The following is a 14,299-nucleotide window of genomic DNA, read 5'->3' on the forward strand; positions in this document are numbered from 1 at the left end:
AGTGAATTTACTGTGGTGAAATGACTGATTTGGATCGGGATTAGTGGGGGCTTTCGCTAAAACGCTTGCCAATAAAGCGACTTAGGAAAATCAAGATATAAAAATTTATTTCTTATTATTTTTTTGTCTGTTAACACCCATCTTCAGATAACAAATTTATAAGCCACGTATAACAAGGCTTTTACAAGATTTTGAGCGTTTTCACCGATAACACACAAGATGTTGTGGTTGGGTGTCACCTCAACCACAAGTTAGTCAATTCTGCTGGATGATCAATGTGCGCGTCTGCCCCCCAATTTTGCGGCTCATCATGCACACTAATATAACCATATCGTGCCAATACGGTGAACATATCGGCGCGACGACCCGCTTCAATATCGCGTTGTGCGTCACCCACGTACCAACATTGGTGTTTTGGTACGCCAAGCAACTGAGCTGCGTGCAATAACGGCGCTGGATAGGGCTTCGCAACCGCAAGAGTATCGCCACTAATGATAACCTTGATTGCAGCCAGTTCCGGGTAGTGAGGAACCAACTGGGTAGTTAAAGCATGGGGTTTATTGGTGACAATAGCCACAGCGATATTTTGGGCTTGCAGTTGCAGCAACAACTGTGTGACGCCTTCGAATAATTGGGTGTTTGCAGCAATGTTACGGGCATATGCTGTTAGAAACGCGTCTCGCAATTCATCGCGGCGGCGCTCGAATTCATCACCGTATGCATAACGCAACAACCCGGCGGAACCGTGCGATGCTAACGGTGTATATTCTGCAGCTGATACCAGCGGCCGCTGTTCTGCCTGAAGCACTGCATTTAACGCAGCGCCTAAGTCTGGTGCAGTGTCCAGCAGGGTGCCATCAAGGTCAAATAAGACAGCTGTAGGCGCTGTTGCGCGTTTCATATTTAGTTGGGTTTGCGCAGGCATACGATATAGTTCACATCCACATTGGTTTGATCAAGATAAAAGCCACGCCAAGGCAAATAATGCATGCCAGTCATTGCAAGCGGGTCTAAACCAGCTGCATCGGACATGCGCAGCAGTTCAGAAGGTTGAATAAACTTTTGATGCTGATGGGTGCCTTTAGGAACCCAGCCGAGCACGTATTCGGCCGCGACGATACCAAGTAACCAGGATTTCACGTTGCGATTTAAGGTTGAAAAAAACACGTAACCACCGGGTTTTACCGCATCAGCTGCGGCTTGCACGATAGCACTGGGGTCAGGAACGTGCTCGAGCATTTCCAGACAAGTAACCACGTCGAACTGCTGTGGATGCTCGCTGGCAAACTCTTCTGCGGCGATACATTGGTAATCAATAGCTAATTTGCTTTCCAACGCGTGTAAACGAGCAACCTGCAAGGATTGCTCTGCTAAGTCGATACCGGTAACTTTGCCGCCCGCACGCGCTAAACCTTCAGCAAGCAGTCCGCCACCACAGCCGATATCAAGAACCTGCTTTGAAAACACACCATCGCAATGCTGCATGATGTAATCAAGGCGCAGCGGATTAATTAAGTGAAGCGGCTTAAACTCACCTTCGGGGTCCCACCAACGTGATGCGATGGCACTAAATTTTTCGATTTCTGCAGGATCAACATTCGAATTTGCTTTCATAGGGCTTCTGCTAAGGCTTAAAAGTCGGTACAGTGTACTCAACCTACAGGGATAAAAAAAGATGCGATAGCAGCCCTCTATGGGTACAATGCGTAATCTTACGAATTATAAGAAAGAAGACAGATCGTTTAGGGATATAACTACTATGAGTGATCTCGCCAGAGAAGTCGTTCCGGTCAATATTGAAGATGAGTTAAAAAGTTCTTACCTCGATTATGCCATGAGTGTAATTGTAGGCCGTGCATTGCCGGACGTTCGTGATGGTCTCAAGCCAGTTCACCGTCGCGTTTTATTCGCGATGAACGAATTGCGCAATGATTTTAACAAGCCGTATAAAAAGTCAGCGCGTATTGTCGGTGACGTAATTGGTAAGTATCACCCCCACGGTGATAGCGCCGTTTACGACACGATTGTACGGATGGCACAGCCGTTCTCGCTACGTTACATGTTGGTTGATGGCCAAGGTAACTTTGGTTCTGTAGACGGTGACTCGGCAGCAGCAATGCGTTATACCGAAATTCGTATGGCTAAAATTGCCAGCGAACTGCTCTCCGATCTCGACAAGGAAACGGTCGACTTTGTGCCAAACTATGACGGCACAGAACAAATTCCAGATGTATTGCCAACCCGTGTTCCCAACCTATTAGTAAACGGCTCGTCCGGTATTGCGGTAGGTATGGCGACCAACATTCCGCCGCACAACTTAACTGAAGTTGTAAATGGCTGTTTGGCAATGATCGACAATCCAGATATTCAAATTGAAGAATTGATGGATTATATACCTGGCCCTGACTTCCCGACTGCGGCAAGTATTTCAGGTCGTGCAGGTATTATTGAAGCCTATAAAACTGGGCGTGGCCGCATTCATTTGCGTGCAACCGCTGAAGTTGAAACCGACAGCAATAATCGTGAAGCAATCATCGTTACGGAAATTCCGTATCAGGTGAACAAAGCCCGATTGATTGAGAAAATTGCTGAGTTGGTTAAAGAAAAACGCTTAGAGGGTATCAGTGGTTTGCGTGACGAGTCTGATAAAGACGGCATGCGCATTGTTATCGAACTAAAACGTGGTGAAGTTGCTGAAGTTGTCCTGAATCACCTGTATGCCAATACCCAAATGCAAGTGGTATTCGGGATTAACATGGTTGCTTTGGATAAAAACCAGCCGCGCCTGTTTAACCTGCGTGACATGCTTGAATGCTTCATTCTGCATCGTCGTGAAGTGGTTACCCGTCGCTCAGTTTACGAGTTACGTAAAGCGCGGGAGCGGGCACACATTCTTGAAGGTTTAGCGATTGCGCTGGCTAACATTGATGAAATTATTGAATTGATTCGCCGTTCACAAACTGCCGCTGATGCAAAAGCTGGATTAAGCGGGCGTGCGTGGAATCTTGGCGATGTAGCAGCGATGCTTGAGCGCGCTGGTGTTGACGCGGCACGCCCTGATCACCTCAGTGTGGAATTCGGTATTCGCGATGGCCAATACTACTTAACTGAAGAACAAGCCCAAGCGATTTTGGACTTGCGCCTACACAAGTTAACAGGCCTTGAGCACGAAAAAATCCTGGAAGAATACAAGTCGTTGCTGCAACAGATTGAAGAGTTGCTGTACATCTTGAATAACTCAGAACGTTTAATGGAAGTTATCCGTGAAGAGTTAGAAAAAATTAAAGCTGAATATGGTGACGCGCGCCGCACAGAAATCACGGCTGCTGCCCACGATATCAGCATGGAAGATCTGATTAATGAAGAAGACGTGGTGGTGACATTGTCACATCACGGTTATGTGAAGTATCAACCATTAACTGAATATGAAGCGCAACGTCGCGGTGGTAAAGGCAAGTCCGCCACGAAGATGAAAGACGAAGACTTCATTGAACGGTTATGGGTTGCCAATACACATGACACGATTCTGTGTTTCTCAACGCGGGGTCGTATCTACTGGATGAAGGTTTATCAATTACCGTTGGCGACACGCACGGCGCGCGGCCGCCCAATTGTAAACTTGTTGCCGCTAGAGGCTGATGAGCGTATTACCGCAATTCTGCCAACGCGTGATTATCCAGACGACAAATACATTGTTATGGCCACCCGTAAGGGCACGGTCAAGAAGACACCAATGGAAGCTTATTCGCGTCCGCGCAGTGGCGGTATTATCGCCCTGAACTTGAATGATGGCGATGAACTGATTGGTGTTGATGTGACCACTGCCGGTGATGAGATCATGTTGTTCTCAGACGGTGGTAAAGTGGTGCGCTTTAGTGAAGACCAAGTGCGCTCAATGGGTCGTACCGCAACCGGTGTACGTGGTATTCGCCTTGCTGAAGGGCAAAGTGTGGTATCACTCATCGTGCCGCGAACCATTGAAGACGAAGTGCCAAGCATTCTTACCGTAACTGAGAACGGTTTTGGTAAACGCACGCCGATTACCGATTATCCGGCGAAGAGCCGCGCCACTAAAGGTGTCGTTTCAATCAAAGTAAGTGAGCGAAATGGTCAGGTTGTTGGTGCCATGGAAGTGGTTGAAGCCAACCAGATTATGCTTATCAGCAACAAAGGCACGCTGGTACGGACGCGCGTTCTTGAAGTGTCGGTAGTAGGGCGTAACACTCAGGGTGTTCGCTTAATTCGTACCGGTGCAGATGAACAAGTTGTCGGCATGCAGCGTATTGATGAAGTTGATGAAGATGATGAAACCGATGCGTTGCTGAACGAGCCTGCAGAAGGTGAAGAGAGCAGCGAGCCATTAGACGATGATGCGGATGATGACGCAGTAACTGAGGAATAATTGCATGGGTGCCCCGTTTAACTTTTCTGCGGGGCCGGCAATGTTGCCGGCAGAGGTTATGAAACAAGCCCAAGAGGAATTCCTTAACTGGAACGACTTGGGCATTTCAGTACTCGAAATTAGTCATCGTGATCCCGCGTTCATTCGGCTTGCAGAACAAGCCGAGCAGGACTTGCGCGATTTAATGGATATTCCCGATAATTACCGCGTGTTATTTATGCACGGTGGCGGTCGCGGACAATTCAGTGCTGTGCCACAGAATATTGCCGGGCCGAACGCCACGGTAGATTATTTGAATTGTGGCATTTGGTCTGAGTTTGCCATTCGTGAAGCCAAAAAGTATGTGCAGCACGTCAACGTAGTGGGTGCTGCAGTTCAAACGGATCAGGGCAAAGCGATTGCGTCTGCCGATGCATGGCAACTCTCAGAAAACGCGGCGTATTTTCATTATTGCCCGAACGAGACCGTTGATGGTATCGCGGTACATGCAATACCTGATGTGCCAGCACCGCTGGTTGCTGATATGTCTTCCAATATTCTCTCTGAACCGCTTGATGTCAGCCGCTTTGGTGTGATTTATGCGGGTGCACAGAAAAATATCGGGCCATCGGGTTTTGCTATTGCGATTGTGCGCGATGACTTACTTGGGCATCCACAGGGTAATACGTCAACGATTATGGATTATACGGTGCAAGCCAAGGAACGTTCGATGTATAACACGCCGAACACCTTTGCGTGGTACTTGTCAGCACTTGTATTCCAATGGCTCAAACGCCAAGGTGGCATTGCTGCCATGGGGCAAATGAATCATGCGAAAGCGGCCAAGCTGTATGACTTTATTGACAGTTCTGACTTCTACAGTAATCCAGTTAACCCTAACTATCGTTCAATAATGAACGTACCATTCTTGTTAGCTGACGAACGCCTTGATGGTGAATTCTTGCAGCAAGCCCAACAGGCTGGGTTGTTAGGGTTAAAAGGCCATCGGTTTGTCGGCGGCATGCGGGCGAGCATATATAATGCGATGCCGATGGCTGGCGTTGATGCGCTGATTGGATTCATGCGCGAATTTGAGCGCAAGGCCTAAACACAAAAGCGTTATTCGGTTTTCGTCCGTTCACTTTGTTCACTGTTCGTCCGTGCTTCGCACTGTTCGAATAGCGGAGCGGACGAATAACGAAGTGGACGAACAACGAAGTAAACGAACAACGAGAGCTTTATGACTGATTTTAATGCGAAAGAACTGGCGAACCTTGGGGTTCGTACTTTAAGCCCATATCAAGCGGGAAAACCTATTGAAGAGGTTGAGCGTGAGCTTGGGATTAAAAATATTATTAAATTAGCCTCTAACGAAAACCCGCTGGGATTGAGTGAGAAGGTGAAGCAGGCATTGCAGGACGCTCTAAAAGGTTTAGCCCGTTACCCCGATGCAAATGGGTTTTATTTAAAGACTAAATTGGCCGAAAAGCTCGGTGTGAATACCAACCAAATAACTTTAGGTAATGGGTCGAATGACGTGTTGGAACTACTGGCGCGTACGTTTGTTGATGCCAGCCATGAGGTTATCTTCGCGCAACACGCCTTTGTCGTTTATCCTCTGGTTACACAAGCCATTGGCGCGAAAGGTATTGCGGTACCTGCGAAAGACTATGGCCATGACTTGCCCGCAATGTTGAAGGCAATTACGCCGAACACGCGGATGATTTTTATTGCCAACCCAAACAACCCAACTGGCACGTTTCTCAGTAAAGAAGAGCTGGCAGACTTTATCGCGAAGGTGCCGTCCAATGTGTTGGTGGTGCTGGACGAAGCTTATTATGAATATGTTGAAGCAGCAGAACGCGCGCCATCGGTAGAGTGGGTGGCACAGTATCCGAATCTAATTGTTAGCCGTACGTTCTCTAAAGCTTATGGGTTAGCGGGGTTGCGGGCAGGGTATGCAATTTCGCATCCTGAAGTGGCTGATTTAATGAACCGCATTCGTCAGCCATTCAACATGAATAGCTTAAGTCTGCGCGCGGCTGAAGTGGTGCTCGACGACCAAGCTTATCTTGATGAATCAATCCGCGTAAACCAAGAAGGCATGAAGCAATTGGTGGCGTTTTGTGAACAGAACGGCTTAAATTATATCCCTTCGCATGGCAACTTCTTGACCATTGAAGTGGGTGATGCAGCAGCAGACATTTATCAAAAGCTGTTGCATGCTGGCGTTATTGTACGCCCAGTTGCTGGATATCAGTTGCCGCGCCATTTGCGCGTAAGCATTGGTCTGCCGGCAGAAAATCAGGCATTTATTGATGCCATGACGACCTTGCTGCATGGCTGATACTGGTTCAATTACCCTCAAAAAACTGCGGCAATGTCATGGTAACGTGACCTTGCCGGGTTCCAAAAGCATTGCCAACCGCGCACTACTTATGGCTGCGTTATGCGGCGCAGGTCAAAGTACGGTGCTTACCAACGTATTAAGAAGTGATGATACCCAACGCATGTTAGAAGCGCTGGGCGACTTGGGGGTGACTGCTGCCATTGCTGAGCATGATCCAACGCACATCACCATTTCTGGCTGTGGTGGGAATTGGCCGCAGCACCCTGAAGCCTTAGATTTAGGTAACGCGGGTACTGCCATGCGGCCGCTGCTTGCGGTGCTGAGTGCAACTTTGCACGGCAATCGTTGTATATTAACGGGCGATGCACGCATGCAAGAGCGACCCATCGCAGCGTTGATTGAGTCGTTGCGTGCTGGCGGTGCCCAAATTGATTGTCTGCAGCAGGAAGGTTACCCGCCGCTTGAAATTTCCGGTGGCTTAACCAGTGGCATGATTGAAATTGATGGCACCGAGTCCAGTCAGTATATTTCAGCCCTATTAATGGCGTTGCCGTTACTAGAAACAGACAGCGTACTCAAGCTAACGGGTACAGTGGTGTCATGGCCATATATTGAACTGACATTGTCGATGCTTGAACGCTTTGGCATTGTTGTGCACCAAATCTGTCGCCAAGAATTTATGATTCCAGGCCAGCAGGTTTACCAGAGCCCGGGTGTTTACTGGGTGGAAGGCGATGCCAGCGCTGCATCTTACTGGCTCGCGGCGGGTGCTCTTGGCGGCGGACCGCTGACAGTTCACGGTGTGGGGCGCCATAGCATTCAAGGCGATGTGAAATTCGCGGATTATTTGGCACAAATGGGCGCGCAAGTGACCATTGACGAACATTCAATTACGGTTAAAAAGGGCGTTTTGCGCGCGCTTGATGCCGATTTGAATGCGATTCCAGATGCCGCAATGACCTTTGCCACGCTCGCGTTGTTTGCACAGGGAACAACTCACATTCGTAATATCGCCAATTGGCGCATTAAAGAAACTGACCGCCTGCAAGCGATGGCAGCAGAACTGCGTAAGGTAGGCGCGCATGTTGTCGAAACGGAAGACGCAATTTCAATTACGCCACCGGCTCATTTGCAACATGGCATTATCGACACCTATAACGATCACAGAATGGCCATGAGCTTCGCTTTGTTGGGTTTTAGCGAGGTTGGTGTAACCATTCTAGACCCGAATTGTTGCCGTAAAACTTACCCGAATTTCTTCACTGACTTTTGCCAGATCACGCAAAGTTCATGAACATTTCACCGAAGTATCACCAATTTAGGATGCAATTTTCTGCCAGTTCCGTATAATTGCGGCGCTTTTATTTGGTAGAGGATCGCATGACCAAAAACACACCCGTTATCACGATTGATGGCCCGAGTGGCTCTGGCAAAGGAACTGTCAGTCGCATTCTTGCGGATAAACTCGGTTGGCACCTGCTCGACAGCGGCGCGATTTATCGCGTTTTAGCGTTGGCTGCTTTGCATCATGGCTTTGCGCCTGATGATGAAGAAAGCCTTGTGGCATTAGCCGGTTCATTGGATGTGAAATTTGATGTTGAGGAAGATCCGGAGCTAACGCACATTATTCTGGAAGGCGAAGATGTCACCATGACCATTCGTACCCAGGATGTTGCGAATATGGCCTCCAAAGTTGCAGCTTTACCGCGCGTTCGTGAAGCGCTACTGCGCCGTCAGCGTGCGTTTAAAGAGTTACCTGGCTTGGTTGCGGATGGCCGCGATATGGGCACTGTGGTGTTTAAAGATGCTGCGGCAAAGATTTTCTTAACTGCTAGCGCCGAAGAGCGTGCAAAACGCCGCTTTGAGCAATTGCAGGAAAAGGGAATAGATGCTAAAATCGACCAATTAATCACCGAAATTCGCGAACGCGATGATCGGGATACCAACCGCTCGGTTGCGCCAATGCGTGCTGCTGAGGGTTCGCTATTTATAGATTCAACGAATTTGAGCATCGATGATGTGGTGGATCAAATTCTCGAGTTTGCCCACGGCAAGCTCTCAAAATCTGAGACCGGTAGCTAATAGTAGCTACCAGCTTAGGGGTCTGTAGCAAGGAATGCGAACAGATTAATTTGAACAACCCCGCCATTCGGGAGTGCTTGGTGGACGTACTTAACTGAAAGTAGTTAACACATATGACAGAAAATTTTGCACAGCTGTTTGAAGAAAGCCTAAAGACGGTCGAAACTCGCCCGGGTTCAATTGTTAAAGGCACCATCGTTGCGATTAACCGCGACGTAGTACTTGTAGACGCAGGCCTGAAATCTGAAAGCGCTATCCCTGTTGAACAATTCCGTAACGCTGAAGGCGTTGTAGAAGTTCAAGTTGGCGACCAGATTGATGTAGCTCTTGACGCGGTTGAAGATGGTTTCGGCGAAACAATCTTGTCACGCGAGAAAGCGAAGCGTTACGAAGCTTGGTTACAGCTGGAAAAAGCTTATGAAGACCAAGAAACTGTTACCGGTTTAATTAGCGGTAAAGTTAAAGGTGGCTTCACTGTTGATTTAGGTGGCGTTCGTGCGTTTTTACCAGGCTCATTGGTAGACGTTCGTCCAGTTCGAGAAACGACACACCTAGAAAACAAAGAATTAGAGTTCAAAGTTATCAAGCTTGACCAGAAGCGCAACAACGTTGTTGTTTCACGTCGTGCAGTTATTGAAACTGAGAACAGTGCAGAGCGTGATGAACTGCTTGAAAATCTACAAGAAGGCCAAGAAGTTAAGGGTATCGTTAAGAACCTTACTGATTACGGTGCATTCGTAGATTTAGGCGGCGTTGACGGCTTATTGCACATCACTGATATGGCTTGGAAGCGCGTTAAGCACCCAAGCGAAGTGGTAAATGTTGGCGACGAAATCAATGTGAAAGTATTGAAATTCGATCGTGAACGTACTCGTGTATCACTTGGCCTTAAGCAATTAGGCGCTGATCCATGGGCTGATATCGCAGCACGTTACCCTGAAGGGCATCGTTTGACTGGTCGTGTGACCAACTTAACTGACTACGGTTGCTTCGTTGAAATCGAAGAAGGCGTTGAAGGTTTGGTTCACGTATCTGAAATGGATTGGACCAACAAAAACGTACATCCTTCTAAAGTTGTTAACTTGGATGACGTTGTTGAAGTTATGGTTCTTGAAATTGACGAAGAACGTCGTCGTATTTCACTTGGTTTGAAACAGTGTAAAGCTAACCCGTGGGAAGAGTTCGCGAAGAACTTCAACAAGGGCGACAAAGTTTCAGGCAAGATCAAGTCAATCACTGACTTCGGTATCTTCATCGGTCTTGATGGCGGTATTGATGGTTTGGTTCACTTGTCAGACATTAGCTGGAACGCTACTGGTGAAGAAGCGGTTCGCGACTTCAAGAAGAGCGAAGAAGTTACAGCTGTAGTTCTGCAAGTTGACGCTGAGCGTGAGCGTATCTCTTTAGGTATTAAGCAATTAGAAGAAGATCCGTTCAACAATTACCTAGCGGCCAACAAAAAAGGTGCTATTGTTAAAGGTAAAGTCATCGAAGTTGATGCCAAAGGTGCCAAAGTTGAGCTAGGTGATAGCGTTGAAGGTTATGTTCGAGTTGCTGATATTTCACGTGAGCGCATTGAAGATGCAACCACTGAATTGAAAGTTGGTGACGAAGTTGAAGCTCGTTTCATGGGCGTTGACCGTAAGAACCGTACCTTAAGCCTGTCAATTCGTGCTAAAGACGAAGTTGAAGAGAAAGAAGCTCTTGATACAGTGAACAGCAAGCAATCAGACGATGCTGACTTCACTAACGCAATGGCTGAAGCCTTCAAAGCGGCTAAAAGCGACGATTAATATACGCTTTATGTGAACCTGAAAGCATTGACGCATTAGTAGAGGAGCATGTGATGACAAAATCGGAACTGATTTCCCAGTTATCGAAGTTGTACCCAGAGCTTTCTCCGCGTCAGGTTGAAGATGCGGTGAAGGAGCTTATCGAACAGATGGCGCAGTATATGGCCTCTGGTGGGCGTATCGAAATACGTGGATTCGGAAGTTTCTCACTGCATTATCGGGCACCACGTGAAGGGCGTAATCCGAAAACTGGTGAAAAAGTGCAGCTTGATGGTAAATACGTACCACACTTTAAACCAGGCAAAGAACTGCGAGAGCGGGTCGATAATATCGGATAATTTTAACGTCGAGTTAACGAGAACGGCATGCTATAGTAAGCATGCCGTTTTTTTATATGCGCGAGACAGGAAAGAATATGATTCGATTCGTTTTTGTTAGCCTTCCCTTGATTATACTATTTCTGATTGCAGTAGCATTTGGCGCGCTCAATAAGCACGTAATCACCGTTGATTTTATCGTGGTTCAGCAACAAGTAAGCGTTGCCACCGTGGCTGCGATATTTTTAACGTTAGGCTTTATTATTGGTTTATTAAGCATGCTCGGTGCGCAAGTCATGTTACGACGAGACCTGCGCAAGATGAAAAAACAATTGGTGAGTTCTAAGAGCGCACCGTAATGTTAGAGCTACTGTTTCTTCTGCTTCCGGTTGCAGCTGCCTATGGTTGGTTCATGGGGCGTAACAGTGTTCGCAACGAAAACCGTCAAGAGCAAGAACAGTTCTCGCGTCAGTATGTTACTGGCCTTCATTTACTCCTGTCTGACCAACCCGATAAAGCAGTCGATTTATTCATCGAGTTGCTTGATGTCGACTCCGATACGTTGGAAACACATTGGGCTCTCGGCAAGTTATTCCGACGCCGAGGTGAGCTTGATCGCGCCATAAAAATTCATCAAAATTTAACGTCGCGTCCAGCGATTAGTGAGCAAGAGCGACGCCAGGCGATGTTTGAGCTTGGCTTGGATTATTTAGCTGCGGGCATTTATGACCGCGCTGAAGAAATGCTTTTGGCTTTGCAAAGCGATAAACAATTCCGTGAGGCATGCCAACGACACTTACTGGAACTGTATGAGTCGACCCATGAATGGGATAAAGCGATAAAGGTTGCACTGAAACTGATGCGCTACGACCGCAGCGCCGAGGTACTCGTTGCGCAATTGTATTGCGAGCTTGCCGAACGTCAAAATGACACTGAGCACGCTGAAAAATATTATCTTAAAGCCCGCCAACATGATCCTGATTGCGTTCGCGCAGCTCTAGCCCTAGGGCGCATGTGGTACAACCAAGGGGCTTATCGCAAGGCACAAAAATTACTGGTCGGTATTTTGGATGAAGACCCTGAATTTATTAGTGAAGCCTTGCCGCTTATCAAAGCTTGTTATGATGAATTGGATGACGTTGGCGGCTTGATTCAGTTTCTGCATAAGTGCATAAAAAGTGCGCATTCTACCTCTGCGGCTGTGATGTTGTCTGAAATGATTGCGCGTGAAAACGGCATTGAAGCCGCCGAGCAATTTGTGCAAAACACCTTAATGGAAAACCCAACTATGAAGGGTTTCCATAAGCTGATGGACTTTCATATTCGCGCGGCAGACATAGGTAAAGCCCGTGATAGTTTAAAAATGCTACAACGCATGGTGCAACAGCAAATGAAACAACGACCGAAGTACCGCTGTCGGCATTGTGGGTTTTCAGGAAGTACCTTGTATTGGCATTGCCCGTCGTGTCGTACATGGGGTGAGATTAAGCCTATTATTGGTTTAGATGGAGAATAAATGACAACGCAAACAACCGTTTTTGTGGCACTTGATTATGCCGATGCACAATCAGCGTGGCCTTTGATCGACAAACTGTCACCGCAAGAATGTGGTCTAAAGGTAGGCAAAGAATTGTTTACCAGCGCCGGACCTGACTTTGTTCGCGAGCTGGTTCAACGCGGCTTTAAAGTATTTTTAGATTTAAAATTTCACGATATTCCGACCACGGTGAAAAAAGCAGTGCATGCCGCTGCTGAACTCGGTGTTTGGATGGTTAACGTGCATGCAAGTGGCGGCAAACGCATGCTTGAAGCCGCGCGTGAAGCAGTTGCAGATATGCCGAATCCACCGTTAGTAATTGCCGTGACGGTATTAACCAGCATGACCGAAGACGACCTGCGTGAAATAGGTATCAGTAGTTCTGCCGAACAGCATGTATTGCATTTAGCTCAATTGGCGAAGTCGGCTGGGCTTGACGGCGTTGTTTGTTCAGCGTGGGAAGCGCAATCGATTGCTGATGCGTGTGGTCATGATTTTATTCGTGTTACACCGGGTATTCGTCCGGTGGGTGCTGAGCGGGGCGATCAACGTCGCATTATGACGCCACCTGAAGCGGCTGCGTTAGGTATTGAAGTATTGGTTATTGGTCGTCCAATAACGCAGGCAGACGACCCAGTCGCCGCACTACATGCGATTAATCAATCACTGACAGCTTAATCCGTAATATTTCTTAGCCACATTTTGTCCCAGCAGATACACTCCTAACCATGCACGAACTTATTGATCTTGCATGGTATGTGGCGCTTTAAGCGACGCAACATTTTAGTTAATTAGGAGAGTGTTATGTTACGGAAAACATTAATTTTTGCTTCAATGCTATCGCCGCTGGTACTGATTTCGCCATTACAAGCAGCCCCCTTAATCGCTGCGCCAGTGCAGTCGGTAAGCCAAGTTAACCCAATAAACATTAATACGGCAGATGCTGAACAGCTTGCTTATGGGTTAACGGGCGTGGGCATCAAGCGTGCCAAGGATATTATTGAGCTACGTAATCAGTTGGGCCAATTCACTGATATCAATCAATTGATGCAAGTGAAAGGAATTGGCCCGCGTATGCTTGATTTAAACAAAGAACGCATTGTGCTGTAATCGACTAGTCGTTAATCATTGGGCGGTGTTGACGCGTCTGGTTTCGGTTGTGCTGCAATCGAAGCCAGGCGTTTTCTATGTAAACGCCATGCAATGATACCTCCGAGTAAGCCTCCTAAATGAATATACCCAAATTCGTCTCCTGCGCTCAACAATACGCTGCTGTGCATCAGGTTAAGCATTTCCAATAGAACCTTGAAACACAATAAACCGATTGCTAAAGGCGATAGCCAGTCAGTTTTGGCATAACCTTGCTTTGACCATTCTAGCAACAAGCTCGTTAGCAAGAGCCCATGAATGAGGCCTGATAGGCCGACAAAACGCTCAGGCAGGCCAATCAGCCAAACAGTGGTAACACATACAAGAGCAATGATGGCGAGGGCGTTGAACCATGTACGCACGGTAAAGTGGTGCGCAAATAAACCCGTGACAATAATCAATCCCACTGCATTGTAAATGGCATGTGTTGCGTCCAGGTGAAACACATGTGCGGTAAGAATTCGCCATGGCTGCTGCCAGACTTCTGATCGCGCATAGTCATACTGGTTCAATAGGGAGCCAGCTTCAAGTTGGTAGTAGGGCAGCCACAATGCAATCATGGCGATAACCAGCGCGCAAATAATAACTTGGAGGCGTTCTGACATGCGGATCCTCTAGGATTTATCGTTGTTCAACAGCGTGAGTCTACGTATGATAGATGGTTATGACTTTCGCTGTAAACGTTCGCGT

Annotated in this window: 14 protein-coding genes; 11 read left to right on the forward strand and 3 right to left on the reverse strand. The window is 47.5% G+C overall.

Features of this window, described 5'->3' with window-relative positions; all coding sequences use genetic code 11:
- Nucleotides 1-235 precede the first annotated feature (235 nt).
- Nucleotides 236-901: an HAD family hydrolase gene (locus tag ACN0UY_RS02005; protein WP_417665144.1), complete on the reverse strand. Its 666-nt coding sequence runs from the start codon at nucleotides 899-901 to the stop codon at nucleotides 236-238.
- A 2-nt stretch (nucleotides 902-903) separates the two neighbouring features.
- Nucleotides 904-1,614, reverse strand: a complete 711-nt coding sequence (gene ubiG, locus ACN0UY_RS02010; protein ID WP_417665145.1) for a bifunctional 2-polyprenyl-6-hydroxyphenol methylase/3-demethylubiquinol 3-O-methyltransferase UbiG — start codon at nucleotides 1,612-1,614, stop codon at nucleotides 904-906.
- 145 nt (nucleotides 1,615-1,759) lie between these two features.
- Here ubiG and gyrA point away from each other — a divergent pair, with 145 nt between their 5' ends.
- The 11 genes from gyrA to ACN0UY_RS02065 all read left to right on the forward strand — a co-directional run bounded on the left by gyrA (nucleotide 1,760) and on the right by ACN0UY_RS02065 (nucleotide 13,570).
- Nucleotides 1,760-4,402 carry a DNA topoisomerase (ATP-hydrolyzing) subunit A gene (gene gyrA / locus ACN0UY_RS02015; protein ID WP_417665146.1) on the forward strand — a complete coding sequence of 881 codons (2,643 nt, stop codon included), beginning with the start codon at nucleotides 1,760-1,762 and terminating at the stop codon, nucleotides 4,400-4,402.
- A 4-nt stretch (nucleotides 4,403-4,406) separates the two neighbouring features.
- Nucleotides 4,407-5,489, forward strand: coding sequence for a 3-phosphoserine/phosphohydroxythreonine transaminase (serC, locus tag ACN0UY_RS02020; protein ID WP_417665147.1), 1,083 nt, complete (start codon nucleotides 4,407-4,409; stop codon nucleotides 5,487-5,489).
- A gap of 132 nt (nucleotides 5,490-5,621) precedes the next feature.
- A complete protein-coding gene (hisC, locus tag ACN0UY_RS02025; protein ID WP_417665148.1) occupies nucleotides 5,622-6,728 on the forward strand; it encodes a histidinol-phosphate transaminase in 1,107 nt (368 codons plus the stop codon).
- A complete protein-coding gene (gene aroA / locus ACN0UY_RS02030; protein ID WP_417665149.1) occupies nucleotides 6,721-8,025 on the forward strand; it encodes a 3-phosphoshikimate 1-carboxyvinyltransferase in 1,305 nt (434 codons plus the stop codon). The genes hisC and aroA overlap by 8 nt, the downstream gene beginning before the upstream one ends.
- An 86-nt stretch (nucleotides 8,026-8,111) precedes the next feature.
- On the forward strand, nucleotides 8,112-8,813 hold the full coding sequence (gene cmk / locus ACN0UY_RS02035) for a (d)CMP kinase (protein WP_417665150.1): 702 nt from the start codon (nucleotides 8,112-8,114) through the stop codon (nucleotides 8,811-8,813).
- Between the two features lie 113 nt (nucleotides 8,814-8,926).
- A complete protein-coding gene (gene rpsA, locus ACN0UY_RS02040; RefSeq protein WP_128351453.1) occupies nucleotides 8,927-10,606 on the forward strand; it encodes a 30S ribosomal protein S1 in 1,680 nt (559 codons plus the stop codon).
- Between the two features lie 26 nt (nucleotides 10,607-10,632).
- Nucleotides 10,633-10,944 (forward strand): integration host factor subunit beta, encoded by a 312-nt coding sequence (gene ihfB, locus ACN0UY_RS02045; RefSeq protein WP_417665896.1) that lies wholly within the window; start codon nucleotides 10,633-10,635, stop codon nucleotides 10,942-10,944.
- 77 nt (nucleotides 10,945-11,021) lie between these two features.
- Nucleotides 11,022-11,282: a lipopolysaccharide assembly protein LapA domain-containing protein gene (locus ACN0UY_RS02050; RefSeq protein WP_417665151.1), complete on the forward strand. Its 261-nt coding sequence runs from the start codon at nucleotides 11,022-11,024 to the stop codon at nucleotides 11,280-11,282.
- Nucleotides 11,282-12,439, forward strand: a complete 1,158-nt coding sequence (lapB, locus tag ACN0UY_RS02055) for a lipopolysaccharide assembly protein LapB (protein WP_128351456.1) — start codon at nucleotides 11,282-11,284, stop codon at nucleotides 12,437-12,439. Before ACN0UY_RS02050 ends, lapB begins: the two co-directional genes overlap by 1 nt.
- Entirely contained in the window at nucleotides 12,440-13,138 is a 699-nt protein-coding gene (gene pyrF, locus ACN0UY_RS02060) for an orotidine-5'-phosphate decarboxylase (protein WP_417665152.1), read from the forward strand.
- A 126-nt stretch (nucleotides 13,139-13,264) separates the two neighbouring features.
- Entirely contained in the window at nucleotides 13,265-13,570 is a 306-nt protein-coding gene (locus ACN0UY_RS02065) for a ComEA family DNA-binding protein (RefSeq protein WP_128351458.1), read from the forward strand.
- Nucleotides 13,571-13,581: 11 nt separating this feature from the next.
- Here the strand turns inward: ACN0UY_RS02065 and ACN0UY_RS02070 are convergent, their stop codons facing one another.
- Nucleotides 13,582-14,214 (reverse strand): rhomboid family intramembrane serine protease, encoded by a 633-nt coding sequence (locus tag ACN0UY_RS02070; protein ID WP_417665153.1) that lies wholly within the window; start codon nucleotides 14,212-14,214, stop codon nucleotides 13,582-13,584.
- Nucleotides 14,215-14,299 lie beyond the last annotated feature (85 nt).

The organism is Pseudidiomarina sp. (assembly GCF_048268165.1).
Lineage (GTDB): Bacteria > Pseudomonadota > Gammaproteobacteria > Enterobacterales > Alteromonadaceae > Pseudidiomarina.

Bases quoted from the DNA above. Each gene is read 5' to 3' on its own strand.
- ubiG (WP_417665145.1), bottom strand. From the start codon at position 1,614: ATGAAAGCAAATTCGAATGTTGATCCTGCAGAAATCGAAAAATTTAGT.
- ACN0UY_RS02070 (WP_417665153.1), bottom strand. From the start codon at position 14,214: ATGTCAGAACGCCTCCAAGTTATTATTTGCGCGCTGGTTATCGCCATG.
- pyrF (WP_417665152.1), top strand. From the start codon at position 12,440: ATGACAACGCAAACAACCGTTTTTGTGGCACTTGATTATGCCGATGCA.
- gyrA (WP_417665146.1), top strand. From the start codon at position 1,760: ATGAGTGATCTCGCCAGAGAAGTCGTTCCGGTCAATATTGAAGATGAG.
- ACN0UY_RS02050 (WP_417665151.1), top strand. From the start codon at position 11,022: ATGATTCGATTCGTTTTTGTTAGCCTTCCCTTGATTATACTATTTCTG.
- lapB (WP_128351456.1), top strand. From the start codon at position 11,282: ATGTTAGAGCTACTGTTTCTTCTGCTTCCGGTTGCAGCTGCCTATGGT.
- cmk (WP_417665150.1), top strand. From the start codon at position 8,112: ATGACCAAAAACACACCCGTTATCACGATTGATGGCCCGAGTGGCTCT.
- rpsA (WP_128351453.1), top strand. From the start codon at position 8,927: ATGACAGAAAATTTTGCACAGCTGTTTGAAGAAAGCCTAAAGACGGTC.
- hisC (WP_417665148.1), top strand. From the start codon at position 5,622: ATGACTGATTTTAATGCGAAAGAACTGGCGAACCTTGGGGTTCGTACT.
- ACN0UY_RS02005 (WP_417665144.1), bottom strand. From the start codon at position 901: ATGAAACGCGCAACAGCGCCTACAGCTGTCTTATTTGACCTTGATGGC.
- ACN0UY_RS02065 (WP_128351458.1), top strand. From the start codon at position 13,265: ATGTTACGGAAAACATTAATTTTTGCTTCAATGCTATCGCCGCTGGTA.
- aroA (WP_417665149.1), top strand. From the start codon at position 6,721: ATGGCTGATACTGGTTCAATTACCCTCAAAAAACTGCGGCAATGTCAT.
- serC (WP_417665147.1), top strand. From the start codon at position 4,407: ATGGGTGCCCCGTTTAACTTTTCTGCGGGGCCGGCAATGTTGCCGGCA.